This window comes from Variovorax sp. efr-133-TYG-130, from assembly GCF_030208835.1.
Classification (GTDB): Bacteria; Pseudomonadota; Gammaproteobacteria; order Burkholderiales; family Burkholderiaceae_C; genus Variovorax.
Map to the genome: position 1 here is coordinate 1 of NZ_JARVTD010000013.1, position 25,561 is coordinate 25,561.

A 25,561-nucleotide genomic window follows, 5' to 3' on the forward strand; every position below is an offset into this window, starting at 1 on the left:
ATGTCGATCCCGTATTCCTCCTCGCCCAGCTTGAACGTCACCACCTCCAGGCGGCCCGCGCCTGTGGAAGCGCCGGGCTGCTGTTGTTGCCGTTGCTGGATGCTTGCGATCTCTGCCATGGGAATTCCTGTGTATTCCAGTCTTGGGGAAAGGCTTGCCGCGCCTGCGGCGGCCGTTACCGGGCAAGGCTGCGCCGCGTGGGGCTCAGCCGAATTTCTGCATGATGCGAACCAGCTTCTCGCCGTACTTCGGATCGGTGGCGTAGCCCGCGCGCTGCAGGCCGTGCGCGGCTTCGTGCGGGTCGTCGGTGGCCAGCACGTTCGCGTAGCGCGGGTTGCGCGTGATGAAGCGCGCGTAGTCGGTGAAGGCTTCGTCGTACGAGGCGTAGGCGCGGAACTTGGCGCGCACCTTCTGCGGCTCGCCGTCGACGTATTCGGTGGTGGTGGTCTCGACCGTCGGGCCCTTCCAGCTGCGGTCGGCCTTGATGCCGAACAGGTTGAAGCTCTGCGTGCCGTCGTCCGCGCGGATCTCGCGCTTGCCCCAGCCCGACTCCAGCGCGGCCTGCGCCAGGATCAGCGGCGCGGGCACGCCGCTGGCCGTGCTGGCCACCTGCGCGGAAGCGCCCATGCGGCCCACGAACTCGTCGACCTGGCCCTGCAGCGAAGCATTCGCTGCCGGCGCACGGCGCTCGCCGCTGTACTGGTACACGCCCAGGTCGGCCGCCGTGGAGACACGCCCGGTAGGTGCGGAGCCGATGGGAATGCCCGCGCGCGGAGACAACGGCAGGCCGCTGGCGCGCGGCTCGAGCAGCATCGGCCGGATGCCGATCTCGGCGTCCGCCTCCGCATCGGGCGGGCCCGACGGCAAGGTGCGGCGCAGTTGCTCGAGCATGGCCTCGGCCAGCCCCACGCCGCGCCCCGAGAGGTTCTGCGCGAGCTGCTGGTCGAACATCGACTGGTAGACCTTCTGGCTCTGGCTGTCGAGCATGCCGCTGGAAGGGGTGGCTTCGCGCATGCTCTTGAGCACCATGTTCATGAACATGGCCTCGAACTGGCGCGAGACCTGCTGCAGGCCTTCTTCCGGCGACGCGCGCACGGTGCGGCGCAGCGCATCGACGCCCTGCACGTCCAGCGCAAAGCGCTGGTCGAGCGCGCCGGCGCGGCTGGCCACGTCGGAGGTGTTCCATGCGCCCGCGCCGGCGCTCATGTTCGAGACGGTCATGCGTGCGGCCTCAGATGATTTCCAGCTCGGCGCTCAGCGCGCCGGCCGATTTCATGGCCTGCAGGATCGACACCAGGTCCTGCGGATTCGCGCCCAGGGCATTGAGCCCCTTGACCACGTCCGACAGCGAGGCACCGCCGCGCACCATCTGCATGGCGCCGCCGCCCTGGTTCACTGAAATCTGCGAGGTCTGCGCCGCCACCGTGGTGCCGCCCGAGAGCGCACCCGGCTGGCTGATGACGGGCTCGGTGTTGATGACCACCGACAGGTTGCCGTGCGCGATGGCGCAGTCCTTCACCCGCACCGCCTGGTTCATGACGACCGAGCCGGTGCGCGCATTGACCACCACGCGCGCGCCGGCCTGCGTCGGCGTCACTTCCAGGTCTTCGAGCTTCGCGAGGAAACCCACGCGCTGCTGCGGCTCGGGCGCCCGCACGCGGATCACGCGCGCGTCGATCGCCTCGGCCGAGCCCGGGCCGAACTGCCGGTTGATGGCATCGACCGCGCGCTGCGTGGTGCCGAAATCGGAGCGGTTGAGTTCGAGCGTGAAGGTGCCCTCGCCCCCCACCGGCGCCTCGACCGTGCGCTCGACCAGCGCGCCGCCCGGAATGCGGCCCGAGCTCAGCTGGTTGACCTGCACCTTGCTGCCATTGGCCGACGCACCCGCGCCGCCGACCACCATGTTGCCTTGCGCCACCGCATAGGTCGCGCCGTCGACGCCCTTCAGCGGCGTCATCAGCAGCGTGCCGCCGCGCAGGCTTTTCGCATTGCCCATGGACGACACCGTCACGTCGATGTTCTGCCCCGGCCGCGCGAACGAAGGCAGCGTGGCCGTCACCATGACCGCCGCCACGTTCTTCAGCTGCATGTTCACGCCCTGCGGAATCGTGATGCCCAGCTGCTGCAGCATGTTGTTCAGGCTCTGCGTGGTGAACGGCGTCTGCATCGTCTGGTCGCCCGTACCGTCCAGGCCCACCATGAGCCCATAGCCGATCAACGGGTTGTCCCGCACCCCCTGGATGCTCGCCAGCTCCTTGAGCCGCTCCGCATGCGCGGGCGCAAACCCGAAGACACCCAGCGCCACCACCACCGCCGAGGCGATGCGCAAGCGAGCCAGAAAGTTCGTGAGATGCCGCGGAACCGGCTTTGCCGGGCCGCAGGCATCGCCCCCTGCAAGGGGGAAGGAGAAGCGACACGAAGTGCGCGAAGCCTGGGGGTTTTTCATAGTCAAAATGGCATGACGTTGAGGAAGATGCGCTGCATCCAACCCATGGTCTGGGCCTCGTCGATGTAGCCCTTGGCCGAGTACTCGATGCGCGCGTCGGCCACCAGCGTCGAAGGCACGGTGTTGTTTCCCGACACGGTGCGCGGATTCACCACGCCGGAGAAGCGGATGAACTCCGTGCCCTGGTTGATGCCCATCTGCTTCTCGCCGCTCACCAGCAGGTTGCCGTTGCCCATCACGTCCACCACCGTGACCGTGATCACGCCGCTGAAGGTGTTGTTGGCGTTGGCGCCGCCCTTGGCGGTGAGCGAGTTGGTACCGCTGAGCTTGGTGTCCTGCCCGTCGAGCAGGCCGCCGATGAGTTTCGGAATCGCCGCGAACACGCTCGTGGTGCTGCCCGCGCGGCTGGCGTTCGCGCCCGAGTTCTTGGTGGCATTGACCTTCTCGTTGATCACGATGGTCAGGATGTCGCCGATGTTGCGCGGGCGCCGGTCCTCGAACAGCGCGTTGGCGCCCGGACCGTCCTGGAAGATCGCGCCGGGCGAGCGCCGCGGCTGCAGCTGCGCATAGCTCTCGGCGCGCGCCGTCATCGGCTGGTGCACCAGCGGCTCGCGCGGCAATTGCGCGCAGCCCGCGGCCAGCGCGGCGACGAGCATCGCCGGCAGCACCCTGGCGGCGCCGCCCCGACGAAGAAGACGCGCACCCTGCGTCACAGCTGGGCCAGGCGCTGCAGCATCTGGTCCGAAGTCTGGACCGCCTTGCTGTTGATTTCGTACGAACGCTGGGTGGCGATCATGTTGACCAGCTCTTCCACCACGTTCACGTTCGAAGCCTCCACGTAGCCCTGGCTCAGCGTGCCCGCGCCGTCGACGCCGGGGTTCACCTGGTTGGGCGCGCCCGAGGCGTCGGTCTCGGCATACAGGTTCTCGCCACGGCTTTCCAGGCCCGTCGGGTTGACGAAGGTCGCGAGCTGCAGCTGGCCGATCTGCACGGTGTTCGTGCTCCCTGCCTGTACCACCGACACGATGCCGTCGCGGCCCACCGTGATGCTGGTTGCGTTGGCCGGGATGGTGATGGCGGGCTGCACCGGGAAGCCGCTGGCGGTCACGAGCTGGCCGTCGCGGTCTTTCTGGAACGAGCCGTCGCGCGTGTACGAGGTGGTGCCGTCGGGCATCAGCACCTGGAAGAAGCCGCCGCCGCTGATGGCCACGTCGGTCGGCTTGTCGGTCTTGGTGAGGTTGCCCTGCGAGTGGATGCGCTCGGTGGCGACCACGTGCACGCCGGTGCCGACCTGCAGGCCCGAAGGCAGGCGGGTCTGGTCGGACGACTGGGCGCCGCTCTGGCGCAGGTTCTGGTAGACCAGGTCTTCGAACACGGCGCGGCTGCGCTTGAAGCCGGTGGTGCCGACGTTGGCCAGGTTGTTCGACACGACGTCGAGCTGCGTCTGCTGCGCATCGAGGCCGGTCTTGGCGATGTAGAGGGAACGAATCATTTCTTGAAAATCCTGCGTGTGTTGCGTGCGGGGCGCGTGATGGCCGGGATGCGGTGCCTGCGGCCGATCAGCCGTAGGCCAGCAGCTTGTTGGCCGCCTGCGCGTTGGTGTCGGCGGTCTGCAGCGACTTCATCTGCATCTCGAAGCTGCGTGCATTGGCGAGCATGGCGACCATGGCCTCGACCGGGTTCACGTTGCTGCCCTCGACCGCGCCGGTGACGACCGTGACGGCCTCGTCGGCCTGGGCCGGCGGCAGGCCTTCGCGCATGCGGAAGAGCCCGTCGTCGCCGCGCACGAGGTCGGTGGTGGGCGGGTTGACCAGCTTCAGGCGGCCCACCTCGGCAATGCCGGTGAGCGTGCCCGAGGCGGGGTCGCGCGCGCCGACCAGGCCGTTGGGCGCGATGGCCACGGCCGAGCCGGGCGGCACGGTCATGGCGCCGTTGTCGCCCATCACTGCGCGTCCGCCCATGGTGGTGATCTGCCCGTCGGCGCCGATCTGCAGGTTGCCCACGCGGGTGTAGGCCTCGCCGCCGTCGGGCGTCTGCACCACCAGCCAGCCCTGGCCGCTGACGGCCACGTCGAGCGCGCGGCCGGTTTCGGTGAGCGGGCCGTGCGTGAAGTCCGCACCGGGCGTGGTCGCGGCCACGAAGGCCCGCGTGGGCGCCTCCTGGCCGACCACGGGCACCGCGCGGAAGTTGGCGATCTGCGCGCGGAAGCCCGGCGTAGAGACGTTCGCCATGTTGTTGGCCACGGTGGCCTGCTGATCCATGGCCTGCTTGGCGCCGCTCATCGCGACATACAACATTCGATCCACTGGGTGCTCCTGGTGCCGGTCGTTCGGTGGTGGTGGTCGGGGTGCCGCGTCAGCGGATGTTCATCAGCGTCTGCATGACCTGGTCCTGCGTCTTCACGGTCTGCGCGTTGGCCTGGTAGTTGCGCTGCGCGACGATGAGGTTGACGAGTTCGGAGGTCAGGTCGACGTTGGACGACTCCAGCGCGCCCGACTTCAGCGAGCCGAGCTTGGTGCCCTCGCCGGGCGTGCCGGTGAGCGCGTTGCCCGAAGCCAGCGTCTCGCCCCACACGTTGTTGCCCTTGGGCTCCAGGCCGTTCGGGTTGGCGAAGGACGACAGCACGACCTGGCCCAGCAGCTTGGTCTGCTCGTTGGAGAACTTGCCGGTGATGGTGCCGTCGGGGTTGATGGAGAACGAGGTCAGTTCGCCCGAACGGTAGCCGTCCTGGCTCAGCTTGCTCATGCCGTTGGCGGCGCCGAACTGGGTGGTGCCCGACAGGTCGATCGACGCGGTCAGCGGGGCCGCGCCGTTGGTGAAGGTGATGGCGCCGGTGCTCAGCTTGCCGCCGGCCGGCGCGGTCATCACGCCCTTGCTGTCGAACGTGAGCGTGGTGAGCGCGGCGCCCGCGTTCAGCGGCGCGCCGTCGGCGGTGCCGTACACGTTCCAGGTGTTGGCCGGCGTGGCGCTCTTCACGAAGTAAACGGACAGGTCATGCGGATTGCCGAGCGAGTCGTACACCGGGCCGAGGGCGTTCGAGTAGTTGAACGTGCCGGAGTCGGCCGGGTTGAACGGCGTCTTGGCGGGTACGCCGAGGCGCGCGTCGAGGTTGAACTCGGCATTGACGTTGCCGGTGGCGCTGGGCGTCATCGACGCGGTCGGGATCTGGATGGCCGACGGCGTGCCGCCGTTGATGCCGCCGCTGGCGTTCACGCCGTAGCCCGTCAGGCGCAGGCCGGATGCATTGACGATGTAGCCGTCCTTGTCGCGCGTGAACTGGCCGTTGCGCGAATACGCGACCTCGCCGGTGGCGCTGCTCAGGCGGAAGAAGCCGTCGCCGTTCAGGATGGCCACGTCCAGCGGACGGCTGCTCGACTGCGTCACGCCCTGCGTGAAGTTCTGCACCACGCCCGACACCGAGGCACCGAGGCCGACGCGCGAGCCGGCATACACGTCCTGGAAGGTGGCGGCTGCGGATTTGTAGCCCACGGTGCCCGAGTTGGCGATGTTGTTGCCGATGACGTCGAGGTTGGCCGCGGCCACGCCGAGTCCGCTGATGCCCTGGGAAAAGCTCATGATGGTTCCTTACTTCAATGCGTTCAGTGCTGCGATGGATGAGAGAGGAGGCACGCGCCTCACAGGAACAGGCGCACGTCGGACAGGCCGATGCTGGCGCCCGAGCCCAGTTCGAGCGTGACGCCGCCGGCGCCCTGCTTGACGGCGGCCACCTGCGAGAAGGTCAGCGCGGTGGAGGTCACGGCGGAGGTGCCGTTCTTGGCATCGACGGTGAAGCGGTAGGCGCCTTCGGCGACCGCGTTGCCGGCCTCGTCCTTGCCGTCCCAGGTGACGGCGTTGACGCCTTCCTTCATGGGGCCGGCGTCGAGGGTGCGAACCACGTTGCCCTTGTCGTCGAGGATCTTGATCGTGACGTCCGCGGCGGTGCCCGGCAGCTGCACGCCGAAGGCCTGCGTGGCGGGGTCCTTGCCCTCTTCGGGCTTCTTGGTGGTGAGCACGTCGCCCGGCGACAGCACGTTGTAGCCGATGAGGGAGGTCGCCTGCAGCAGCTGGTTGGCGCCGGTCTGGTTCACCAGGCCCGAGAGCGTGGTGTTGAGCTTCTCGATGCCGGTCACGGTGCTCATCTGCGCGAGCTGCGAGGTGAGCTCGGCGTTCTGCATCGGGTTGAGCGGGTCCTGGTTGTTGAGCTGCGTGACCAGCAGCTTGAGGAAGCGCTGCTCGTTGTCCTGGCTGGAGACGATGTTGCCGGTCGCGGTCGATGCGTTCTGACCGGAGATGGAAGATGTGTCGGAGATGGCCATGGCGTGGTGGGTATGAGGGGGTTTACTGGCCGATGGTCAGCGTCTTGACCATCAGCGTCTTGGCCGTGTTGAGCACTTCGACGTTGGCCTGGTAGCTGCGCGAGGCCGAGATCATGTTGGTCATCTCTTCGACCACGTTGACGTTGGGCATCGCGACGTAGCCTTCGCCGTTGGCATGCGGGCTCTTGGGGTCGAACACCATCCTGGGCGGCGAAGGGTCTTCGATCACGCCCGACACCTTCACGCCGCCGATGTCCTGGTGGCCCGATGGCGCGACCTCGAACACCACCTGCCTGGCGCGGTAGGGCATGCCGTCGGGGCCGGCCACGCTCTCGGCGTTGGCCAGGTTGCTCGCGGTCACGTTCATGCGCTGCGATTGCGCGGTCATGGCCGAGCCCGCCACGTTGAAGATGTTCATGGAACTGCTTGGGAACGGCATGGCTTACTGCTGCGCCGCGGAGAGCAGCGACTTGATCTTGGCGTTGATGACGGTGAGGTTGGACTCGTAGCGCAGCGCGTTGTCGGCGAAGGCGATGCGCTCGACGTCCATCTCGACGGTGTTGCCGTCCAGGCTCGACTGGTTGGGCGTGCGGTAGAGCAGGTCCTTGTCGGGCATGGCCTGCGCCTGGCCCGCGAGATGGCGCGCCGAGGTGGTGGCCAGCGACATCGACTGCGACGCGCGGCCGCGCTCGACGGCTTCGCTCAGGCGGCTGCCGAAGTCGAAGTCGCGCGCCTTGTAGTTGGGCGTGTCGGCATGCGCGATATTGGCCGCGAGCACCTCCTGGCGCTCGGCCCGGAGGTTGAGGGCTTCGCGATTGAAGCGAAGCGCCGCATCCAGCTTGTCGATCATCTTTTTTCCATCCGTTGTGGCGTCGCCGATGCACGAGGCGCAGCGACAGATGGAAAGCGAGTCTATGCATGCATCGCGTTTGCAATCGTCCGAACAAAGGGGGTTTTCGCCTGCTGCTCGCACCTTCGATCCGGCACCGGATTTCTAGAATTGCCCGGCGTCGGCGTGTCTGCGTCGACTCCGGCGCCACCTGTTTTTTTCCCTTTCCTCACGCTGCCGATGAACCTCCTACAGCTCCGGACCCGCCTGCTGCGCACCGTGCTGCCAACACTGCTGGCGATGGCCGCGTGCGTGGCTCCAGCGTGGGCTTCCTCGGCACCCGTGGCCGATGCCGCCGGCACGGCCATCCAGAAATACCTGCAGGTGCAGACCGCCGGCCTGCCGGGCAAGGTCACGATCAGCCTGGAAGGCCGCGGCACCGAGGCGCTCCCGCCCTGCGAGGCGCCCGAGGCATTCCTGCCGCCGGGCGCCACGCCATGGGGCCGGGTGTCGGTCGGCGTGCGCTGCCAGACGGAGCGGCCGTGGACGCGCTTCGTGCAGGCGCACGTATCGGTGGAAGGCAGCTATTTCGTGGCCGCGCGCGCCATCGAGACCGGCCGCCCGCTGGGCGCGGGCGACGTCACCGAGCGCACCGGCGACCTCACGCGGCTGCCGCGCTCCGTCATCACCAGCGCGGCCGAACTGGTCGGGGTGGTGGCGGCCAACCGCATCGGCCCGGGCGCGCCGCTGCGCAAGGAATCGGTGCGCGGGGTGACGGTCATCCAGCAGGGCCAGGCGGTGAAGCTGGTGGCCCAGGGCGAAGGATTCGTGGTCAGCACCGAGGGCAAGGCCCTGAGCGGGGCGAGGGTCGGCGCGGTGGTGCAGGCCAAGACCCGGGAGGGCCGGCTGGTCAGCGGCGTGGCGGACGAGGAGGGGCAGATCCAGCTCGCGCAGTAGCCGCTGGCGCCCGTTTCAACCTTCGTGCACGCAATTCCTAAAGTTCTTGCCAGGGCTGCCGATATACCGGTCAGCCCCTGAGGAATCACCTTGAAAATCGATCAACCCGCCCCTTCGGCCACGCCCCTCCATCGCTCGCCCGCCACGGGCGCGGCCCCGATGACCGGCGCCGACGCGCCCGAGCGCACCAAGGAAGCCAAGGAAGCTGCGCGGCAGGCCTCCGCGCACGTCCATGCGCTGCCCGCGGCCACGGATGGCAGCGATTTCGACGCGGCCCGCGTGGCGGCGATCCGCGAGGACATCCGCGCGGGCCGCTACCAGGTGCGCCCGGAGCGCATCGCCGACGGCCTGCTGGCCAGCGTGCGCGACCTGCTCGACGGCAAGAAGGACGGCCAATGAACGACGCCCAGGCTCTGCTGGCCAGGCTGCGCACGGAAGCGGCCTGCATCGGGGAATTCCTGGCCGTGCTGGACCGGGAGGCCAAGGCCATGTCGGCCGGCGTTTTCACCGATCTCGCGGCCATCGCCAGCGAGAAGACCCGCCTGCTCGACCGCATGGCCGAGCTCGACCGCGAGCGCGAAGCCATGCAGGCGGCCATGGGCTACGAGCCGGGCCGCGCGGGCGCGGACGCCGCTGCGGCGGGCGGCGGCCCCGAGCTGCAACAGGCCTGGGCCGAGCTGCTGGTGCTGGCGGTGCAGGCGCGCAGCCACAACCTGCGCAACGGCTCGATGGTGTACGCGCATCTCGATTTCACCCAGCAGGCGCTGCATTTCCTGCAGGCCAGCGCACAGCTCTTCTACGGCCCGGACGGCATCCGCAAGACGCAATCCGGCGGCGGAAGCCGCCTGGCAGTGGGTTGAGCGGCCCCGCCGCCGCCCTGCCCTCCAAACCGCATCGAACTATGGACATGAACAACGCTCAAGGCTCGCGCCACGTGGCCATGGTGGGCTGCGACAAGGCCCAGGCGAAGGCCTGGGGCCAGCGCCTGCAGCAGATCGGCTGCACATCGGCGCCATTCGACTCCAGCGCCGATTTCCTGAGCGCCGTGACCAACGGCGCGCCATTCGACCTGCTGCTGGTCGTGCTCAAGGACGAAGGCGCCTGGCCGGTGCTCACCGCCATGTGCAAGGCGCTGCGCATTCCCATCTTCCTGGTGGTCAATGCACTGCAGCGCGACCTGCTGAACGAGGTGCTGGCGGTGACCGGCAACGACTCCCCCGGCGCCGGCATCGACTTCGCGGTGCTGCCGGTCGACGATTTCGAGGTGGAACTGCGCGTGCGCGAGGCGCTGCGCCGCAATGAAACCCTGCTGCACCCACTTTCGGTGAGCGCGCTGTTCGGCAGCTACCACTTCCTCGGCAGCCGCAAGGTGGTGGTGCACCACGGCAGCGAGATCCGGCTGAAGCCGCGCGAGTTCGAACTGGCGCTGCTGCTGTTCCGCAACGCGGGGCGGCTGCTGGAGCGTGAATGGCTGCTGGCCTCGCTGTGGGTCGATTCGCGGATCGAACGCAAGAGCCGCGTGCTCGACTGCTGCGTGGCGAACATCCGCCGCAAGCTGTCGCTGCACAAGGAAAGCGAGTTCGTCCTGCACTCGGTCTATGGACGGGGGTATGAGCTGCGGCACGTGCCGGGATCGGCAGGGTTGCCGGCCATGGCCGATAGCGGCTTTCCGGACACCTCCAACGAGCCCACCTGGCTCGAGGAAACAGAGCGCGCCCGGGCGTAAGCGCGGGGCCTGAAAAGGCGTCATTGGGTTTTCCCCGCCGACTGGGGACAACTTTGGGGAAAACCAAGGGGATTGCGCGCGGAATCGTTGCCTGGCGTGGCCTGCAACACGGTGCCCGCGAAATGGGCAGCGTGGAAAACTTCGACGTTCGGGCCGGGAAACGGCGCTTTTCCTACACCCGATGAGCGCCGTCTTGAGCGCGGCTCAGCCATTCTTCGAGAAAATATTTCACCCGTGAGCGCACGCGTTCAGGGTCATGTCGGTTCGAAGAAATAGTTCTCCGAGGGCAGGCGCTCAATGCCGGGCCATGTGCCGCAAGGGCTTTTTGACAGCCGGCCGAACGAGCGGCATGCGCCCTCGGCCAGACAAAAGAAATGACGACCTCCAGCCTCGAGGAACCGCCGTGAAGGCGGGTGCCGGAGCGACCTCTACCAACGCCAGAAGACCGTCCTCCGCAGTATCGGCGGGGAAACTTAAGCCGACCTGAATCTGAAAGCGGCTTTTCCCCGGGATGGAACAGGCAAAAAAATAGCCCCTTGCGGGGCCATTCGGAGGGAGGCGGCAGCATGTCAGGCTGGAGGGTGCATGGTTGCTAGCTTTTGCTAACCTGCTTCGACTCCAATGCCCCCAACGATGCCCCCAAACCTGTTCTTAACTATCCGGTCGTGCGATCTCCTCCAGCATGCATCTCGAAACCGTTGCATCTTCGGGCCTTGTGCTGTTGTGCTCAGCACACACTTGAAGCCAAGGGCGGCATCGAGGCTTTGCTCGCACTCAGGAAGAGTCGACCGCCCGGCGTGGCAGATGATCGCGCGGCGTGGCAGATGATCGCGCGGTGTTCGTGATCAAGCGCCGCATAGTGATGCAGCTTATGCAACCATGTCGACGAACTCGCCACATTCATTGGGTGTGGCCCCAAAGAAGAAGGTTATGGGGTTTTCGATGATACGAAGGCAGTGATCAATATCTCGCCTTACAGTAACATTTTGCATTAGTCCATGCAGCCACCAGTACGAAGGCTTTCCGATGACTACGTCAACCGCGGCAGACCTTCAACGCTGGAGAGCCCCTCCCATATACCGATTGCTCAGTACCAGCACCCTTTTGGAGGGAGAGCACCTGAACAAGGTCTGGCGGGGGATGGCGCAGGTACCAGGCTCGACTGAGCCAGCTCTGCCGGTCATCGTCAAGTGGACCGACAAGAAGGAAGTAATAGCGGCTGAACTAGCCTGCTCTCTGGCGGCGAGAGCCTTCAAGTTGCAAGTACCAGCGGGCGTAATCGTTCTCGCGGAGAAAGGGGATTTGCCCGGCCTTCCGCTTAGGGTCAAAGGCGCCAACACTGATTTGGTGATTTGCTTCGGCAGTGAGTTGCAGTGGCCCGATGACACCTTTGCTCGCCCGTCCAAATCGGACGCCGCCGAGGAATGGATTTGGCAGCGCATCTGCGACACAGCTCAAGGCCCTGCGGGCGGCGTTTGGGATGAGCTTGTAGCAAACGAGGACCGACACTGCCAAAACGTGGTGTTTGATGGACATCGTTGGTGGCTTATTGACCATGAACACACCCTTCCCGCCGTCGCCAAGGTCATGCGCAGGTTCGCAGAACAAGTTGCCAGGCAAGCGGTGATCGAGCATGCTGCGTCCAAAAACGCGCTTGCTGTGGAAGTTGCTCGACGCCGACCGAACGATCATCAAATGGAGAACCTTCCTGAGGTGTGGACAAGGGCTCGAGGACGCCTGCAGTGGCTGGCTGACCAAGCTCAGCATTGGCACACGGGCTGGGGTCATGTAGATACGATTCTCATGATGACCCACGTTTACCTGAGAAGCATAGACTTGCGGCTTCCGGCCTTGGCGCTTCATTTGGAACGTCGGTTGATGAAGCCGGAGAAAGCATCATTGTGGAGCTCCTACAGCAACGATCAGACACCCCGAGGCAAGACTTCGCGGCGCCCCCCTGCGTAGTTCGCTATGGCCCGATATTTTGGGAGCCCGTGCCAGGAACTGCAGAGCGCATAGTGGCTCTTATTGCGCTTGAGAACCACGAGAAGAGCAGAGTGGCGCTCTCGCCAGGTACGCACTGCATTCTTCCCATTGAACGCTTGCGCGCAATGTTAGGCAAACAGCGGGGCACTGCGGCATTCGGGGTATTGGAAGAAGTCTCGCAGTATTTGACGCAGCGCCAAGTTTCTGGTGTGCCCCTCGAAGATCTTCAGGCGCAGTTTCATGGGTTTATGCGGGGCCCCATCGCGGTCGCACGCGGGTACACGCGTGAACAACTAATCGACGCTGCAGTTAGAAGCGTCAGCGCCTTCGGCAAAGTAGATGACTTTTTCGACGAGAGCGAACCTCGCGATACGCCACGCCACACGATACGTACGGCTCAGTTCCTGAAGACCCTCAAACGTGAAGTCGCTGGCGATGATCCTGCGATCAAGGCTCGGTTCGAAAAAACCGTTCGCCCTAGTATTGAGCTTCCTGAACTCACCGTTGACTACGCATTTCGGCGCTGGATGCTTCAGATCACCAGCCTGCCTGCCACCGTTAAACAGGCGGCACACGCCTTGCGGGAATCTCAAAGCAAACTGTATGAGATTGATCTCATCCGAAAAAACATGCAGGGCAATGAGGTAACACCTGTGCTACTCGTCAACGAAGATGTCCTGTACAACTTGCCGTTGTCTTCCATCGCCGAAGACGAAGCGAACAAGATGCTCGATCGTTTAGACCGGCTCGCGAAATCAAACGGCCTCGAGCTGCTACGTGCCTCGTCGCCTTTTGAAGCTGCCGACGTCGTCGCCGCCTGGTCCTGAACAAAGAGGAAAGCTGCATCCAGCTATAGCCGGATGCTTTCAAAAGGCTAACGCCCCGATGATCGCCCCTTGACGAATACCTACGTCCTGCGACGGTGAAGACGCTAGCGAAAGTCCCGGCTGGCCGCCGACCCGGCCAACCGGCCCAGCAGCGGCGTGAGGTCCTCGATCCGCGAAGCGATCAGGTTCTTCACGATGCCTTCGCGCTGCCAGGTGCCGTGCACCGTCATGAGCCGCGCGCCGAGCAGCTCTCCAGCCGCTGCACTTCGCGCAGGCTCTTCCACACGATCACCTGCACCACGCCGGTCTCGTCTTCGAGCGAGACGAAGATCGTGCTCTTGGCGGTCTCCGGCAGCTGGCGCAGAGTGACGATGCCGCAGTGGCGGACCTCTTCGCCGTCGTCGACCGCTTCGAGGTCCTGCGCGCTCATCAGGCCGCGCAGGGTCAGACGCTCGCGCAGCAGGCCATCGGGTGGCGAAGGCGCGGCGTCAGGACGGCGTCGAGCCCGCCGGGTACCCGATGTGGAGGCACCCTTGGAGCGAGTCGCCGGTTGCGGCGGTCCTCGACCACCACCCACAATCCAGCACTCGTGCGGGTCGGGGGCCAATTCACGGTGTTCCGAGCACCACTCCAACACAGGCCCGGCGTCGCCGCCTCGCTTATCCTGCGGCCCGGAGGTAGAGCATGGAACACTTTTGGCAATGGGCGCTTTCGGTCCTTGGCAGCGGGGCGTTCGCGCTTGCGTTGATGCGTATCGCTGGCTATCTCGGGCGAAGCCAGCTTGATCACCTGCTGGCGAAGAACATCGAGGTATTGAAGGCCGAACACCAGCGGGATCTCGAACTGGTGAAAACTGAGCTCAGCAAGAGCATCGAGATAACGAAGTCCGATCTGCAGCGACTATCGAACGAGCATAGCGTCAAGTTTCAGAAACTGCACGAGCATCGCGCGGCGGTCATCTCCCGCCTCTACTCTCTGCTCGTTCGCACGCTTTGGGCCGCCGACAGTTTCCTGAGCCCAATGGAGTTCGCAGGCGAGCCTTCAAAAAAGGAGAAGGCCGTTGCTGCTCAAAACAGCATCGCGAGGACATTCCGCTACTTCGATCGGCATCGCATTTATCTGCCCGAGGACGTGTGCAACTCGTTCGACGCGCTCATCCGAGAAGTGCGCTCGCAGGTCATTCACTTCAATGTCTACATCCGGTTTGACGATGACTTCATCAATGAGCACACGGCGCAAGCCAAGATGGACGCTTGGACAAAGAGCTACACAGTGCTCACGGAAAAAATCCCCGCGGCTCGCCGCCTGCTAGAAATGGAATTTCGGGGGCTGTTGGGAGAGCCCGCTCCCGAGACAGGTGAGACAGGCGCCCTCACGTCGAAAAAGAGCTAGGCGGCCTTGATCGGCACCACTTGGCCGGCCGGCGCGCGCTCAGCGCTAAGGGCTCGATGGCATCGGCGTACCGCCGGCGGATGGTCCCGGCGGCGCCGCGTTCGTCAGCGATGCGCGCCAGTTCTCCCGCTCGCGTGTAAGCCAGCCGAATTAGGCAAGTGCGCTCACCGGCGACGGCCGCCCACGTAGTGACTGCCCTTGCCGCTGCTGCTGCGCCCGCCGACGCGCCGGCTGCCCGATCGATTGGCCGCCTCGAAAATCGGCGCAGACAAAGCGCCAGCAGGGTTGAATCCCAAGCTGCCCGGCATGGCCAGGGAAGCTGCGTTGGAACTACCGGCGGCAGCAACCAGCAGGAATGCGAGCAGTGTTGTCTTCATGGTTTGGGTCTCCTCGTGCCGAGCTGGGTCGGGCGCCCGGCTTCCCCGCAAATCAGTGAACGGCTTGACGCGATGCTCTCATGTTGCAAGCGCATAAGCGAGGCCTTTGGATACCGTGTTTGTGGGAGGCAAACCAACAGCTACCCAGACAGACTGCAGGTGGGGCGGAGATTCAGGCCGGTGAGCGGCACGGCTCTGGATGCTGCCGATGGGCAGCAACCCTAGATTGCCCCGCGTGTCCGGACAAGAAAATGCATAGGCAGAGGGGATGCCATCGGAGTTGCCGATACCTGCCGGACCATAGCAAGCTGAAGAATCAGAACAGGCATTGAGCATGGATATCTTGATTGGGCTGGTCGTTCTCGTTGTCCTCATCGCAGGTGTAAATGCCTGGATGAAAAGTGAAGCACGGAAGCGCCGACGAGCGGCTCTGCTTACGAAATACGGCAACCCCGATATCGTTGACCGGATCATGTCATGCAGCTTCTGGCAGGGCCAAACAGACGAGCAACTCAGCGACTCGCTGGGCAGCCCAGCCGACGTCGAATCACGCGTGATGAAGACAAAGCACCGTGAGATCTGGAAATACCATCCCGCAGGGAAGAACCGATATCTGCTGCGCGTGACGCTCGAGAACGGCACAGTCGTCGGTTGGGAACAGAAATGAAGTTCGGTATCCGCAAGCCGTCGATTCGCAAGTCCATCGCAGCGCGAACCTCCCTCAAGCGCGTGGTGCGCCATAGCCTCGGCTTCAAAGCGCCTCGCGGTTGGGGTTGGCTGACGAACCCCAAGCGAGCCGCTCGGAACCGCATCTACAACCGCACGACGATCAGCTTTTGGGGCATCTTGGGCGCAATTTTCAAAGGCCTGCTTGGCGGTTCGCGGAGACGGCGTTGAGCGTGGGCCCCCGCTGCTCCGGTTTGCCGGTCTTCCAGTGCCCATGCCAAGCCCGACCACTGCCTCGAAGGTGTTACCGACGCTGATGCGCGCGATGAGCTTAGCATCCACCTTGGTCTGGGCCGGATCTGTGCCGTCCTTCACCACATGGCGTGCATCATCTCGATGCATGTCGCGCCTGCCAGGGTCACCTCTGGGTAGCTGACGATCGCGAGTCTCTTTTCCTTGCCGTTGAAGCGGTACTTCCAGCGCCAGAGCTTGCTGCCCGTGGCGGTGACTTCCAGGTGGAGACCGCCACTGTCGGCGAAGCGTTGGCAGGCGCGGCCTTCAGAGCAATTCGCGTTTTTGCAGGCGGTGTCTGTGAGCGGCAGTTGGGGGCATTTTGGGAGAGGAGTCGCCCGATGCCTACTCGGATGCCAACCGACTGTCGGTATGGGACAGTGTTTGAAGGCGGGGAATCTTCCGAAATGCTGGGGCACAGAATCGGCTAAGGCCTTGATTCTGCGGCGCTTTCGGTGGGGGATGGTCAAAAAAATAGCCCCTTGCGGGGCCATTCTTGGAGGAGAGGGAGGGATTCGAACCCTCGGTACTATCGCTAGTACGCCTGATTTCGAGTCAGGTACATTCGACCACTCTGCCACCTCTCCGGTGCTGTCGAGCCTCTGATTATAGCGGAGAAATTTCCGCTATTTGAAGCCCTGCGCCTCAGGCGCGCAAAACTTCGGCGCCGCCGATGTACGGCCGCAACGCGGCCGGCACGTTGATCGAGCCGTCTTCGTTCTGGTGGTTCTCCAGCACGGCCACCAGCGCGCGGCCCACGGCCAGGCCGGAGCCGTTGAGCGTGTGCACGAGTTCGTTCTTGCCCTGCGCGTTCTTGAAGCGAGCCTGCAGGCGCCGCGCCTGGAAGGCTTCGCAGTTGGAGACCGAGCTGATCTCGCGGTAGGTGTCCTGCGCCGGCAGCCAAACCTCGAGGTCGTAGGTCTTGGTGGAGCCGAAGCCCATGTCACCCGTGCACAACAGCACCACACGGTACGGCAGCTCCAAGGCCTGCAGCACGGCTTCGGCGTGCCCCGTCATCTCTTCGAGCGCGTCGTAGCTCTTTTCCGGGTGCACGATCTGCACCATCTCGACCTTGTCGAACTGGTGCTGGCGGATCATGCCGCGCGTGTCGCGGCCGGCGCTGCCGGCTTCGGAGCGGAAGCACGGCGTGTGGGCCGTGACCTTGATCGGCAGTTGCGACTCGGCCACCACCTCGTCGCGCACGAAGTTGGTCAGCGGCACTTCGCTGGTGGGAATGAGGTACAGCGCCGAATGGTCGGGCGCCGGCTCGCCGTCCTGGCCGCCCTTCTTCGCGGCGAACAGGTCGCCCTCGAACTTGGGCAACTGGCCGGTGCCGCTGAGCGTGGCGGCATTGACGATGTAGGGCACGTAGCACTCGGTGTAGCCGTGCTTCTCGGTCTGCATGTCGAGCATGAACTGCGCGAGCGCGCGGTGCAGGCGGGCGATCGGGCCCTTCATCACGGTGAAGCGCGAGCCCGCGAGCTTGGCGCCCATCTCGAAATCGAGGCCCAGAGGCGCGCCCAGGTCGACATGGTCCCTGGCGGCAAAGCCCAGCGGCTTGGCGTTGGCGCCGGCGCCGCCCTGCGGGGCCCAGCGGCGCATTTCGACGTTGCCGCTCTCGTCTTCGCCCAGCGGCACGCTGGCGTGCGGCAGGTTGGGCACGGCGAGCAGCAGGGCCTGCAGTTCGGGCTGGATTTCTTCCAGGCGTTTGGACTGCGATTCCTGCTCGGCCTTGAGCGCGTTGACTTCGGCCATCAGCGCATCCACCGACTCGCCCTTGGCCTTGAGCGGGCCGATCTGCTTGTTCAGCGAATTGCGGCGCGCCTGGATTTCCTCGGTGCGGGTTTGCAGCGTCTTGCGCTCGGCCTCGAGCGCGGTGAACGCCGACACGTCGAGGTAAGGCTGGTTTTTCTTGCGTTTTTCAAGGCCGGCCACGGCGGAGGCCAGGTCTTTGCGGAGCAGGGTGATGTCGAGCATCGGTCGATTTTAGAGGGCGGCTTGTCAGGCGACGGTGGCGGGGTCGACGTTGGCACCGCAGACGATCAGGCACACCTTCTCGCCTTCGCGCGGCACATAGGCGCCCCGTTGCAGCGCGGCCAGCGGCAGCGCGGCGGCCGGCTCCACGGCGAGCTTGAGCTCCTTCCACAGCCACTGCTGCGCGGCGCGGATGGATTCGTCGGACAGCAGCAGCGCCTGCGCGACCTGCTGCTGCGTGATTTCCCAGGCGATGGCGCCGATGCGGCGCGCGCCGAGCGAGTCGGCCGCGATGCCGCCCACTTCGACGTCGACCGGCTCGCCGGCTTCGCGGGCGCGCAACAGGGTCGGCGCCTTCTCGGGCTCCAGCGCCACCACGCGGGCGCGCTTCTCGAACCAGCCGGCGAGGCCGCCGATCAGGCCGCCGCCGCCGACGCTCACGAGCACCGCGTCGGGCAGGCCGCCCTGCGCTTCGATTTCACGGCCCAGCGTACCTGCGCCGGCCACCACCTCGGGCTGGTCGTAGGCGTGCGTGAGCAAGGCGCCGGACTCCTTCTGGCGCGTGAGGCAGGCCGCCAGCGCATCGGGATAGAGCTGGCCGACGACCACCACTTCGGCGCCCAGCGCGCGCAGGCGCGCACGCTTGGCTTCCGGTGAGACACCCGGCAGGAAAACCTGGCAAGGCACGCCCAGCGCCTGCGCCGCGGCGGCGGTGGCGATGCCGGCATTGCCGCCCGAGGCCACGACCACGCCGCTTTCGGGAATGTCGTTGGCCAGCAGCCGGTTCATCATGCCGCGCGCCTTGAAGCTGCCGCTGACCTGCATGTGCTCGAGCTTGAGCCAGACCTCGGCGCCCGGCGCCGTGACGCCGAAGGCGGCCGCCGGCAGCTTCCACAGCGGCGTCTGGCGCAGGAAATGACCGGCGCGCGCGTCCAGCCTGGCGGCGGCGCTCTCGATTTCGGAGCGCCAGCGGTTCGTGTTCTTGTCGTTCAAGAGATGTGTCCGGGAGGGGGGACGTCGTCGAGCTTGAGGCCCTTGGGAAGCGGAAACTTGATGGTTTCCTCGATGCCGTCCATCTTGCGCACGGACACCGCGCCGAAAGCGCGCACGCGGTCGATCACCTCGCGCACCAGCACCTCGGGGGCCGAGGCGCCGGCGGTGAGGCCGATGCGCGTCTTGCCCTCGAACCACTCGGGCTTGAGCTCTTCGGCGGAGTCGACCATGTAGCTCTCGGTGCCCAGGCGCTGCGCCAGTTCGCGCAGCCGGTTGCTGTTGGAACTGGTGGGGCTGCCGACCACGATCACCAGGTCGACCTGCGGGCTCATGATCTTGACCGCGTCCTGGCGGTTCTGGGTGGCGTAGCAGATGTCCTGCTGCTTGGGCTCGCGCACGGCCGGGAAGCGCGCGCGCACCGCGGCCGCGATCTCGGCGGCGTCGTCCACGCTCAGCGTGGTCTGGGTGACGACCGCGAGCTTGTCGGTCTGCCCCGGCGAGACCCTGGCCACGTCTTCCACGTCTTCCACCAGGTGGATGCCGCTGGACAGCTGGCCCATCGTGCCCTCGACCTCGGGGTGCCCCTTGTGGCCGATCATGATGAACTCGTAGCCCTCTTTCGCGAGCTTGGCCACCTCGACGTGCACCTTGGTCACCAGCGGGCAGGTGGCGTCGAAGATCTCGAAGCCGCGGTCGCGCGCCTCCTGCTCCACGGCCTTGCTCACGCCGTGCGCGCTGAAGACCAGCGTGGCGCCGGGGGGCACGTCGGACAGTTCCTCGATGAAGATCGCGCCCTTGGCCTTGAGCTCGTTCACCACGTAGGTGTTGTGCACGATCTCGTGGCGCACGTAGATCGGCGCGCCGAACTTGGCGATGGCGCGCTCGACGATCTCGATGGCACGGTCCACGCCCGCGCAGAAACCGCGCGGCTCGGCCAGGATGACTTCGGAGATGCCTGTGTTCATAGCACGCCGATGAGCTTCACTTCGAAGGTCACGGGCTGGCCGGCCAGCGGATGGTTGAAGTCGAAGCGCACGCCGGTCTCGTTCGATTCGATCACCGCGCCGGCGTAGCTGCCGGTGCCGTCGGGCGTGGGGAACTGCACCACGTCGCCCACGGCGTACTGCTCGTCGGGGTCGCCCATCTGGGCGAGCAGCTTGCGCGCCACCCATTGCTGCATGTCCGGATTGCGCTCGCCGAAGGCCTCGCCGGCGGGAAGCTCGAAGGTGGCGTGGGTGCCCTCTTCCAGGCCCATCAGGCGCTGCTCCATGGCGGGCGAAAGCTCGCCGGTGCCCAGCGACAGGGTCGCCGGCTTGTCGGCGAAAGTGTTGATGATGTCGCCTGCCGGACCGGCCAGCCGGTAGTGCAAGGTCAGGAAGGAGCCGAAAGTCACGACTTGGGACATGGGAGCGGCGGAGGTGGGCAAAGACAAGGTGGGTGTCCCGATAAACTGGACCTCATTTTAAGGACCGGGGCTTCCACCCGGCTCCGCCAAGGTTTCACCCAGGGTTTCATGGCATTCAAGGATCTCCCTCTCGACGCCCGTCCACGCGAAAAGCTCATCTCGCGAGGCGCCGCCGCGCTGGCGGATGCCGAGTTGCTGGCCCTGCTGCTGCGCACCGGCGTCGCGGGCAAGAACGTGCTGCAGCTGGCCCAGCAACTGCTCGAGCGCTTCGGCGGCCTCTCGGGCCTGCTGCACACCGGCCCCGACGACCTCAAGGCCGTCAAGGGCATGGGCGGCACCGCCAAGCGCTCCGAGCTGATCGCGGTGCTCGAGCTGGCGCGGCGCGCCATGGGCGAGAAGCTCAAGGAGCGCACGGTGTTCGACTCGCCCGAGGCGGTCAAGCAATACCTGCAGCTGCACATCGGCTCGCGCCCGCACGAGGTGTTCGTGGTCGTCTTCCTCGACGTGCAGCACCGCCTCATCATGCTGGAAGAAATGTTCCGCGGCACGCTCACGCAGACCAGCGTCTACCCGCGCGAAGTGGTCACGCGCGCCATCCACCACCAGGCCGCGGCCGTGGTGCTGGCCCACAACCACCCCAGCGGCGCCATCGAGCCTTCGCGCGCCGACGAATCGCTCACGCAGACGCTGCGCGCCGCGCTCGCGCTGGTCGACGTGCGCGTGCTCGACCACGTCATCGTGAGCCCCGGCCAGAGCTTCTCGATGGCCGAGAAAGGACTGCTCTGATGCCCCAGCGTTCAACCGCGCTCAAGAACCTCGCCGACCTCAAGCAGGTGCAGCGCGTACTCGCCGAAACCCGCGAGCGCGAAGCAGCCGAGGCGGCCGCGAAGGCCGCCGCCGAACGCAAGCGCGCCGCCGAGAAAGACCTGTTCGCCCGCGCCATCGGCGCCACCGAACCGCTGCGCCGCAAGGCGGCAGTGCCGCTCGCGCCGGAACCGCCGGCCCCCATCCCGGTGCAGCACCAGCTCGACGAGCAGCGCGTGCTGCGCGAATCGCTGTCCGACGAGTTCGACGTGACCACGCTGCTCGACGTGGACGACGCCATGAGCTTTCGCCGTCCCGGCATCGGCACCGACGTGACGGCGCGGCTGCGCAAGGGCGACTGGTCCATCCAGGCCCAGGTCGACCTGCACGGCCTGCGCAGCGACGAGGCGCGCGAAGCGCTCGGCGGCTTCATCCGCAATGCCCACAAGCAGGGTCTGCGCTGCGTGCGCGTGGTGCACGGCAAGGGCCTGGGCTCGCCGGGCAGGCAGCCCGTGCTCAAGACCAAGACGCAGCGCTGGCTGATCCAGAAGAACGAAGTGATCGCCTTCGTGCAGGCGAAGCCCGCGGAGGGCGGCGCCGGGGCGCTGGTGGTACTGCTGGCGCCCGCGCGGCGCTGAGCCACGCGGACGCCGGCCCGGTTTCGGTCAGTTGTTCAGGTCGAGCTTGTAGCGCGATTGACCCTTGCCGCCGCCGTCGTCCGCGGCCAGCAGCGAGATGTTGGCCAGTCCCGCGGCCGTGGCCGCGCCCAGTTGATTCGGCGCCGAAGAGAAGACCACGTTGCCCGCCGTCGCGACCTTGGTGAAGGTCCAGCTGCGCGCTGAACCGTTGGCTGCGCGCGTGATGGTCTTCTTGGCCTTGATGTAGGCGATCAGCACGTCGCGGTTCGCGTCGGGCGAGGGGTAGATCGTCGCGCGGCCGTCCAGCGCGGGAATGAAGCTCGCGCCGCTGGTCGCACGGTAGTTGTTCGTCGCGATGACGAAGTCCTTCGCCGGGTCCATCGGCGCGCCCATGTACATCAGGTTGTTGATGCGGCTGCCCACCGCCTGGGTCACGTCGATCTCGTACTGCACATCCGGCGTGGTGAACATGTCGAAGTTGTAGCCGGGGAAGGTGCTGATCAGCTGCTGATCCGTCGCCAGTGCCGGATCGATCCGGTTGAAGCGCTTGGCGGCGGCTTCGAGCCAGCCCTTGATCTCGGCGCCCGTCACCTTCACTGCGTACACCGTGTTGGGGTAGAGGTACAGGTCGGCCGCGTTGTTGATCGCCACGTTGCCGGCGGCCACGTCCGTGTAGTCGCGGGCGCCTTCATAGCCAGACTTGAAGGGCGCGCTCACCGACAGCACCGGCAGGCTGGCGTACTGCGGCAGGTTGGCCGCGATGTAGTTCTTCACGTAGTCGGCCTGCGCCTGGTTCACGATCTGGATCGCGCCGGGGTCGCCCACGTCCGCGAAGTAGGTGCTCATCTGGAAGTCGGTGGTGCCGATGGGCGTCTTCACATAGGCGATGGTGGCTTGGTGCTGCGTTTCGACCAGCGGCGCGACGCTCGGGTCGGCATCGGCGTAGATCGCCTTGCCCGCGCCGTCCTTGCCGGTCTGCGTGGAACGCGCCTCGACGAAGGTCCTGGTCTTGTCGACGCCCCATGCCTTGCCGTCGTACACCAGGTCGAGCCTGATCAGGCCCAGCGCCTTGCCCCACGAGCTGGCCATCACGGCCGGCACGCCGTTGACGGTGCCTGCGGCGTTGTCCACGCCGGCCTGCGTGTAGCCCGGCTTCGCGCTGCGATCGGGGAACGTGCCATGCTGGTGGCCCATCATCAGAGCGTCGATGCCCGCCACCTTCGACAGGTAGAGGCCGGGGCTTTCCATCGTCGGCGAGTATGGCGACGCATCGAGGCCGCCGTGCTGCAGCGCGACCACGATGTCGGCGCCCTTGGCGCGCAGCTCAGGAATGTATTTGGTGGCGGCTTCGACGGCGCCTTCGGTGCGCACCTTGCCTTCGAGGAAGCGCTTGTCCCAGTTCAGGATGCCGGGCGTGGTGAAGCCGATCACGCCGACCTTCACCGGCACGGTCACGGTCTTGCCGTCGGGCGCCGTGGCGGTGAACTGCCTGGTCACGATGGTGTACGGCGCGAGCAGCGGCTTGCCGCTCTTCACGCTCTGCACGTTGGCCAGCACCATGGGGAAGGTCGGGCCTGCGCACTTCTTGCTGCCGTCCACGCCTTCGACGTCGAGGCCGCCGCCGATCACCTGGTTGAGGAAATCGAGGCCGTAGTTGAACTCGTGGTTGCCCAGCGTGCCGGCGTCGTAGCCGGTGGCGTTCATGGCCTTGTAGATCGACAGCGGCTGTGTGCACGGAACGCGGCTCACCAGGGCTTCGTAGTCGGCCAGCGCCGTGCCCTGGATGGTGTCGCCGTTGTCGAACAGCATCGTGTTCGGGAATTCCTTGCGCGCCGCGTTGATCAGCGTGGCGGTGCGTTCGTAGCCGTACGACTTGTCTTCGGCGAGCTTGAAGTAGTCGTAGCTGCGCACATTGGCGTGCAGGTCGGTGGTCTCCAGCAAGGCGACCGTGGCGCGCGTGCCCTTGGCAACGGGTGCCGGCGTGGTGTCGGTCGTGGGTGTGGACGCGACCGGGGGAAACACGGTGCCGCCACCACCGCTGCCGCCGCCACAGGCGGTCAGCACGGCGGCGATCACGGCGGCACAGGTGGACATGGGGGCAAGGCGCAATAGCGACGCGGCCGCTGCGTTTTTCATCGAGAACTCCCTCTGCAGTATTGGAGAAGGAAGCAGTCTCTGAAAGCGCAATGACAGGCTGGTGAACCCGGCCTGACTTGCGGCGCAATTACGACAGGTGGTTTTTCAGGGGAATCGAAGCATCGGCAATCACCGCCGGATCGGGGCTGCGGCCCGCTTCGAGCAGCTTGCGGCTCATCATGTGGTCGACCGGTGCGTTGACCGATTCGACGCACACCAGATGCCCATCGACATAGTGGAAGAGCGAGAACGCATTGGGGTTCGCGCCCGGGCCGGGACGGCGCACGCTGGTCAGTCCCGCCGTGCCTTCTGCCGGCATCAGGCCCACCATCTGCAGCCGCATGCTGCCCTGGTCGGACCAGAACCACGCCACCGCGTCGTGGTCGCGTGCCGCGCCTGTCAGCGTGGCGACTGCCGTGCGCGCCTGGTCGTTCGCGTTCTGCACCGACTCGAGCCGCAATGCGCGGCCCGCGCGGCGATCAGGGAAGCGCGTGCAGTCACCCACGGCCAGCACGCCGGCGGCGCTGGTCTGCATCTGTGCGTCGACCACGATGCCGTCGGCGCACTCGATGCCGGCCGCCTGCGCGAGCGCGGTCTCGGGCACGGCGCCGATGCCCAGCAGCAGCAGGTCGACCGGCTGCTTCACGCCGTTGACCTGCACCGACACCAGCCGGTCGCCTTCGACCTCGAACGCGCCCGTCTGCGCACCGAGTACGATGTCGATGCCTGCCGCGCGATGCGTGGCCAGCACGTGTGCCGACAGCTCGGGCGACACCGCGCGGCCCAGCAGGCGCGGCGCGCTTTCGATCACCTGCACCGACTTGCCCAGCGCCTTGGCCGTTGCCGCCACTTCGAGCCCGATGAAGCCGCCGCCCAGCACCGTGACAGTCTCGGCCGATGCGAGCCGGGTGCGCAGGCGATGCGCCTCGTCCGCGGCGCGCAGGCTGGCGACGTTCTCCAGGCCAGGCTTCAGGTCGGGCATCTGGCGCGCACGCGTGCCGGTGGCCAGCACCAGCCGCTCCCAAGGCAGCACGGCGCCCGAACGCAGCGTGACGGTGTGCGCCTCGCGGTCGATGGCCACGGCCGCGTCGCCCAGGTGCAGCGTGATGCCCGCCTCGCGGTACCAGTCGGCAGCCTTGTGCGGCTGCGTCGTTTCCTCAGCGCTCTTGAGGAAGGCCTTGGACAGCGGCGGACGGTGATAGGGCTCGCAGGCCTCTTCGCAGACCAGGTGCACACGCGCGCCCTGCCCCGCTTCAGCCAGGCCGGCACAGAGCTGGGCCGCGGCGTGGCCGCCGCCGATGATGACGATGGAGTTCATTGGAAAGCGTCTTTCGGAGTCGTTATGTATTCGGTCGCGCTGTGGCCGCGTCATTCGCCGCGGTTGCGCATCCAGTCGGCGGTCTTGAAGAAGGAGTCACGCAACCTCGCGCGCAGGTCTTCCGGCACGCCCGTTTCACCCATGGCCTGGTCCATGCAGGCCAGCCACTGGTCGCGTTCCTTGATGCCGATGGTGTGGCCGCCGATGCTCTGCGGCAGGTGGCGCGCGCGCAGCATCGGGTGGCCGAAGCGGTCGGTGTAGTGCTGCGGGCCGCCGAGCCATCCGCACAGGAACCAGAACAGGCGCTGGCGTGCGTTGTCGAGGCTGGTGCCGTGCACCGCGCGCAGCTGCGCGTAGGCGGGCTCGAGGTCCATCAGGTCGTAGAAGCGCTCGACCAGCGCCTCCACCTTCGGCTCGCCGCCGATCCAGTCGAACGGCGTGCCGGCGGGCGGCTTTTCTTGAATCTGCATGGGCGCAAGT

31 protein-coding genes and 1 tRNA gene are annotated in these 25,561 nt (G+C 66.2%); 11 read left to right on the forward strand and 21 right to left on the reverse strand.

Annotated features, from left to right (window positions below):
* Positions 1–204: 204 nt before the first annotated feature.
* From flgJ to flgB, 9 genes are all read right to left on the reverse strand, one after another.
* Entirely contained in the window at positions 205–1,221 is a 1,017-nt protein-coding gene (gene flgJ / locus QRN67_RS16885) for a flagellar assembly peptidoglycan hydrolase FlgJ (RefSeq protein ID WP_285412771.1), read from the reverse strand.
* Positions 1,222–1,231: 10 nt separating this feature from the next.
* On the reverse strand, positions 1,232–2,329 hold the full coding sequence (locus QRN67_RS16890; protein ID WP_285412772.1) for a flagellar basal body P-ring protein FlgI: 1,098 nt from the start codon (positions 2,327–2,329) through the stop codon (positions 1,232–1,234).
* A 119-nt stretch (positions 2,330–2,448) separates the two neighbouring features.
* On the reverse strand, positions 2,449–3,102 hold the full coding sequence (locus QRN67_RS16895) for a flagellar basal body L-ring protein FlgH (RefSeq protein WP_253819719.1): 654 nt from the start codon (positions 3,100–3,102) through the stop codon (positions 2,449–2,451).
* Between the two features lie 53 nt (positions 3,103–3,155).
* Positions 3,156–3,938 carry a flagellar basal-body rod protein FlgG gene (gene flgG, locus QRN67_RS16900; protein ID WP_081265900.1) on the reverse strand — a complete coding sequence of 261 codons (783 nt, stop codon included), beginning with the start codon at positions 3,936–3,938 and terminating at the stop codon, positions 3,156–3,158.
* 67 nt (positions 3,939–4,005) lie between these two features.
* Entirely contained in the window at positions 4,006–4,752 is a 747-nt protein-coding gene (locus tag QRN67_RS16905; RefSeq protein WP_081265901.1) for a flagellar basal body rod protein FlgF, read from the reverse strand.
* A 49-nt stretch (positions 4,753–4,801) separates the two neighbouring features.
* Positions 4,802–6,022, reverse strand: coding sequence for a flagellar hook protein FlgE (flgE, locus tag QRN67_RS16910; RefSeq protein WP_081265902.1), 1,221 nt, complete (start codon positions 6,020–6,022; stop codon positions 4,802–4,804).
* Positions 6,023–6,081: 59 nt separating this feature from the next.
* A complete protein-coding gene (locus QRN67_RS16915; RefSeq protein ID WP_285412773.1) occupies positions 6,082–6,762 on the reverse strand; it encodes a flagellar hook assembly protein FlgD in 681 nt (226 codons plus the stop codon).
* Positions 6,763–6,784: 22 nt separating this feature from the next.
* Positions 6,785–7,201, reverse strand: coding sequence for a flagellar basal body rod protein FlgC (flgC, locus tag QRN67_RS16920; protein WP_081265904.1), 417 nt, complete (start codon positions 7,199–7,201; stop codon positions 6,785–6,787).
* Between the two features lie 3 nt (positions 7,202–7,204).
* Positions 7,205–7,612, reverse strand: a complete 408-nt coding sequence (gene flgB / locus QRN67_RS16925) for a flagellar basal body rod protein FlgB (protein ID WP_081266019.1) — start codon at positions 7,610–7,612, stop codon at positions 7,205–7,207.
* Positions 7,613–7,831: 219 nt separating this feature from the next.
* Between flgB and flgA the strand changes: the two genes are divergently transcribed.
* The 6 genes from flgA to QRN67_RS16955 all read left to right on the forward strand — a co-directional run bounded on the left by flgA (position 7,832) and on the right by QRN67_RS16955 (position 13,087).
* Positions 7,832–8,548, forward strand: coding sequence for a flagellar basal body P-ring formation chaperone FlgA (flgA, locus tag QRN67_RS16930; protein ID WP_285412774.1), 717 nt, complete (start codon positions 7,832–7,834; stop codon positions 8,546–8,548).
* Between the two features lie 90 nt (positions 8,549–8,638).
* Positions 8,639–8,947, forward strand: a complete 309-nt coding sequence (flgM, locus tag QRN67_RS16935; protein ID WP_081265906.1) for a flagellar biosynthesis anti-sigma factor FlgM — start codon at positions 8,639–8,641, stop codon at positions 8,945–8,947.
* On the forward strand, positions 8,944–9,408 hold the full coding sequence (locus QRN67_RS16940; protein ID WP_081265907.1) for a flagella synthesis protein FlgN: 465 nt from the start codon (positions 8,944–8,946) through the stop codon (positions 9,406–9,408). The genes flgM and QRN67_RS16940 overlap by 4 nt, the downstream gene beginning before the upstream one ends.
* A gap of 47 nt (positions 9,409–9,455) precedes the next feature.
* Positions 9,456–10,274, forward strand: coding sequence for a winged helix-turn-helix domain-containing protein (locus tag QRN67_RS16945; protein WP_159053718.1), 819 nt, complete (start codon positions 9,456–9,458; stop codon positions 10,272–10,274).
* A 1,083-nt stretch (positions 10,275–11,357) separates the two neighbouring features.
* Positions 11,358–12,239: a hypothetical protein gene (locus QRN67_RS16950; RefSeq protein WP_285412775.1), complete on the forward strand. Its 882-nt coding sequence runs from the start codon at positions 11,358–11,360 to the stop codon at positions 12,237–12,239.
* A gap of 92 nt (positions 12,240–12,331) precedes the next feature.
* Complete coding sequence (locus tag QRN67_RS16955) at positions 12,332–13,087, forward strand: hypothetical protein (RefSeq protein WP_285412776.1); 756 nt, start codon at positions 12,332–12,334, stop codon at positions 13,085–13,087.
* Positions 13,088–13,191: 104 nt separating this feature from the next.
* Here the strand turns inward: QRN67_RS16955 and QRN67_RS33315 are convergent, their stop codons facing one another.
* Together QRN67_RS33315 and QRN67_RS33320 are read right to left on the reverse strand one after the other, a co-directional pair.
* Positions 13,192–13,317, reverse strand: coding sequence for a hypothetical protein (locus QRN67_RS33315; protein ID WP_503010902.1), 126 nt, complete (start codon positions 13,315–13,317; stop codon positions 13,192–13,194).
* A complete protein-coding gene (locus tag QRN67_RS33320) occupies positions 13,314–13,517 on the reverse strand; it encodes a hypothetical protein (RefSeq protein ID WP_503010903.1) in 204 nt (67 codons plus the stop codon). The genes QRN67_RS33315 and QRN67_RS33320 overlap by 4 nt, the downstream gene beginning before the upstream one ends.
* A 254-nt stretch (positions 13,518–13,771) precedes the next feature.
* Between QRN67_RS33320 and QRN67_RS16965 the strand changes: the two genes are divergently transcribed.
* Complete coding sequence (locus tag QRN67_RS16965) at positions 13,772–14,479, forward strand: zinc ribbon domain-containing protein (RefSeq protein ID WP_285412777.1); 708 nt, start codon at positions 13,772–13,774, stop codon at positions 14,477–14,479.
* A 164-nt stretch (positions 14,480–14,643) separates the two neighbouring features.
* On the opposite strand, the gene QRN67_RS16970 is transcribed toward QRN67_RS16965, so the two are convergent.
* On the reverse strand, positions 14,644–14,856 hold the full coding sequence (locus QRN67_RS16970) for a hypothetical protein (protein WP_285412779.1): 213 nt from the start codon (positions 14,854–14,856) through the stop codon (positions 14,644–14,646).
* Between the two features lie 334 nt (positions 14,857–15,190).
* On the opposite strand from QRN67_RS16970, the gene QRN67_RS16975 reads away from it, so the two are divergent.
* Both QRN67_RS16975 and QRN67_RS16980 read left to right on the forward strand, forming a co-directional pair.
* Positions 15,191–15,523, forward strand: a complete 333-nt coding sequence (locus tag QRN67_RS16975; protein WP_285412780.1) for a DUF2845 domain-containing protein — start codon at positions 15,191–15,193, stop codon at positions 15,521–15,523.
* The gene (locus tag QRN67_RS16980; RefSeq protein WP_285412781.1) at positions 15,520–15,753 is read left to right on the forward strand and encodes a hypothetical protein; all 234 of its coding nucleotides are present in this window, start codon (positions 15,520–15,522) and stop codon (positions 15,751–15,753) included. The genes QRN67_RS16975 and QRN67_RS16980 overlap by 4 nt, the downstream gene beginning before the upstream one ends.
* 140 nt (positions 15,754–15,893) lie before the next feature.
* On the opposite strand, the gene QRN67_RS33220 is transcribed toward QRN67_RS16980, so the two are convergent.
* The 6 genes from QRN67_RS33220 to QRN67_RS17005 form a co-directional block, all read right to left on the reverse strand.
* Positions 15,894–16,307, reverse strand: a complete 414-nt coding sequence (locus QRN67_RS33220; protein WP_350226896.1) for an integrase arm-type DNA-binding domain-containing protein — start codon at positions 16,305–16,307, stop codon at positions 15,894–15,896.
* 3 nt (positions 16,308–16,310) lie between these two features.
* A tRNA-Ser gene (locus QRN67_RS16985) sits at positions 16,311–16,400 on the reverse strand.
* A 58-nt stretch (positions 16,401–16,458) separates the two neighbouring features.
* Positions 16,459–17,790 carry a serine--tRNA ligase gene (serS, locus tag QRN67_RS16990; protein ID WP_285412782.1) on the reverse strand — a complete coding sequence of 444 codons (1,332 nt, stop codon included), beginning with the start codon at positions 17,788–17,790 and terminating at the stop codon, positions 16,459–16,461.
* Between the two features lie 24 nt (positions 17,791–17,814).
* The gene (locus QRN67_RS16995; protein WP_285412783.1) at positions 17,815–18,780 is read right to left on the reverse strand and encodes a threonine/serine dehydratase; all 966 of its coding nucleotides are present in this window, start codon (positions 18,778–18,780) and stop codon (positions 17,815–17,817) included.
* Positions 18,777–19,745: a 4-hydroxy-3-methylbut-2-enyl diphosphate reductase gene (gene ispH / locus QRN67_RS17000; RefSeq protein ID WP_285412784.1), complete on the reverse strand. Its 969-nt coding sequence runs from the start codon at positions 19,743–19,745 to the stop codon at positions 18,777–18,779. Before ispH ends, QRN67_RS16995 begins: the two co-directional genes overlap by 4 nt.
* Positions 19,742–20,185 carry an FKBP-type peptidyl-prolyl cis-trans isomerase gene (locus tag QRN67_RS17005; RefSeq protein ID WP_081265914.1) on the reverse strand — a complete coding sequence of 148 codons (444 nt, stop codon included), beginning with the start codon at positions 20,183–20,185 and terminating at the stop codon, positions 19,742–19,744. Before QRN67_RS17005 ends, ispH begins: the two co-directional genes overlap by 4 nt.
* Before the next feature lie 108 nt (positions 20,186–20,293).
* On the opposite strand from QRN67_RS17005, the gene radC reads away from it, so the two are divergent.
* On the forward strand, positions 20,294–20,971 hold the full coding sequence (gene radC, locus QRN67_RS17010; protein WP_106937107.1) for a RadC family protein: 678 nt from the start codon (positions 20,294–20,296) through the stop codon (positions 20,969–20,971).
* Positions 20,971–21,627 (forward strand): Smr/MutS family protein, encoded by a 657-nt coding sequence (locus QRN67_RS17015; protein WP_081265916.1) that lies wholly within the window; start codon positions 20,971–20,973, stop codon positions 21,625–21,627. Before radC ends, QRN67_RS17015 begins: the two co-directional genes overlap by 1 nt.
* 27 nt (positions 21,628–21,654) lie before the next feature.
* On the opposite strand, the gene QRN67_RS17020 is transcribed toward QRN67_RS17015, so the two are convergent.
* The 3 genes from QRN67_RS17020 to QRN67_RS17030 all read right to left on the reverse strand — a co-directional run bounded on the left by QRN67_RS17020 (position 21,655) and on the right by QRN67_RS17030 (position 25,551).
* Positions 21,655–23,721, reverse strand: coding sequence for a bifunctional 2',3'-cyclic-nucleotide 2'-phosphodiesterase/3'-nucleotidase (locus QRN67_RS17020; RefSeq protein WP_503010905.1), 2,067 nt, complete (start codon positions 23,719–23,721; stop codon positions 21,655–21,657).
* A gap of 130 nt (positions 23,722–23,851) precedes the next feature.
* A complete protein-coding gene (locus QRN67_RS17025) occupies positions 23,852–25,081 on the reverse strand; it encodes an NAD(P)/FAD-dependent oxidoreductase (protein WP_285412786.1) in 1,230 nt (409 codons plus the stop codon).
* Positions 25,082–25,131: 50 nt separating this feature from the next.
* Positions 25,132–25,551, reverse strand: a complete 420-nt coding sequence (locus QRN67_RS17030) for a group II truncated hemoglobin (RefSeq protein WP_007839268.1) — start codon at positions 25,549–25,551, stop codon at positions 25,132–25,134.
* Positions 25,552–25,561 lie beyond the last annotated feature (10 nt).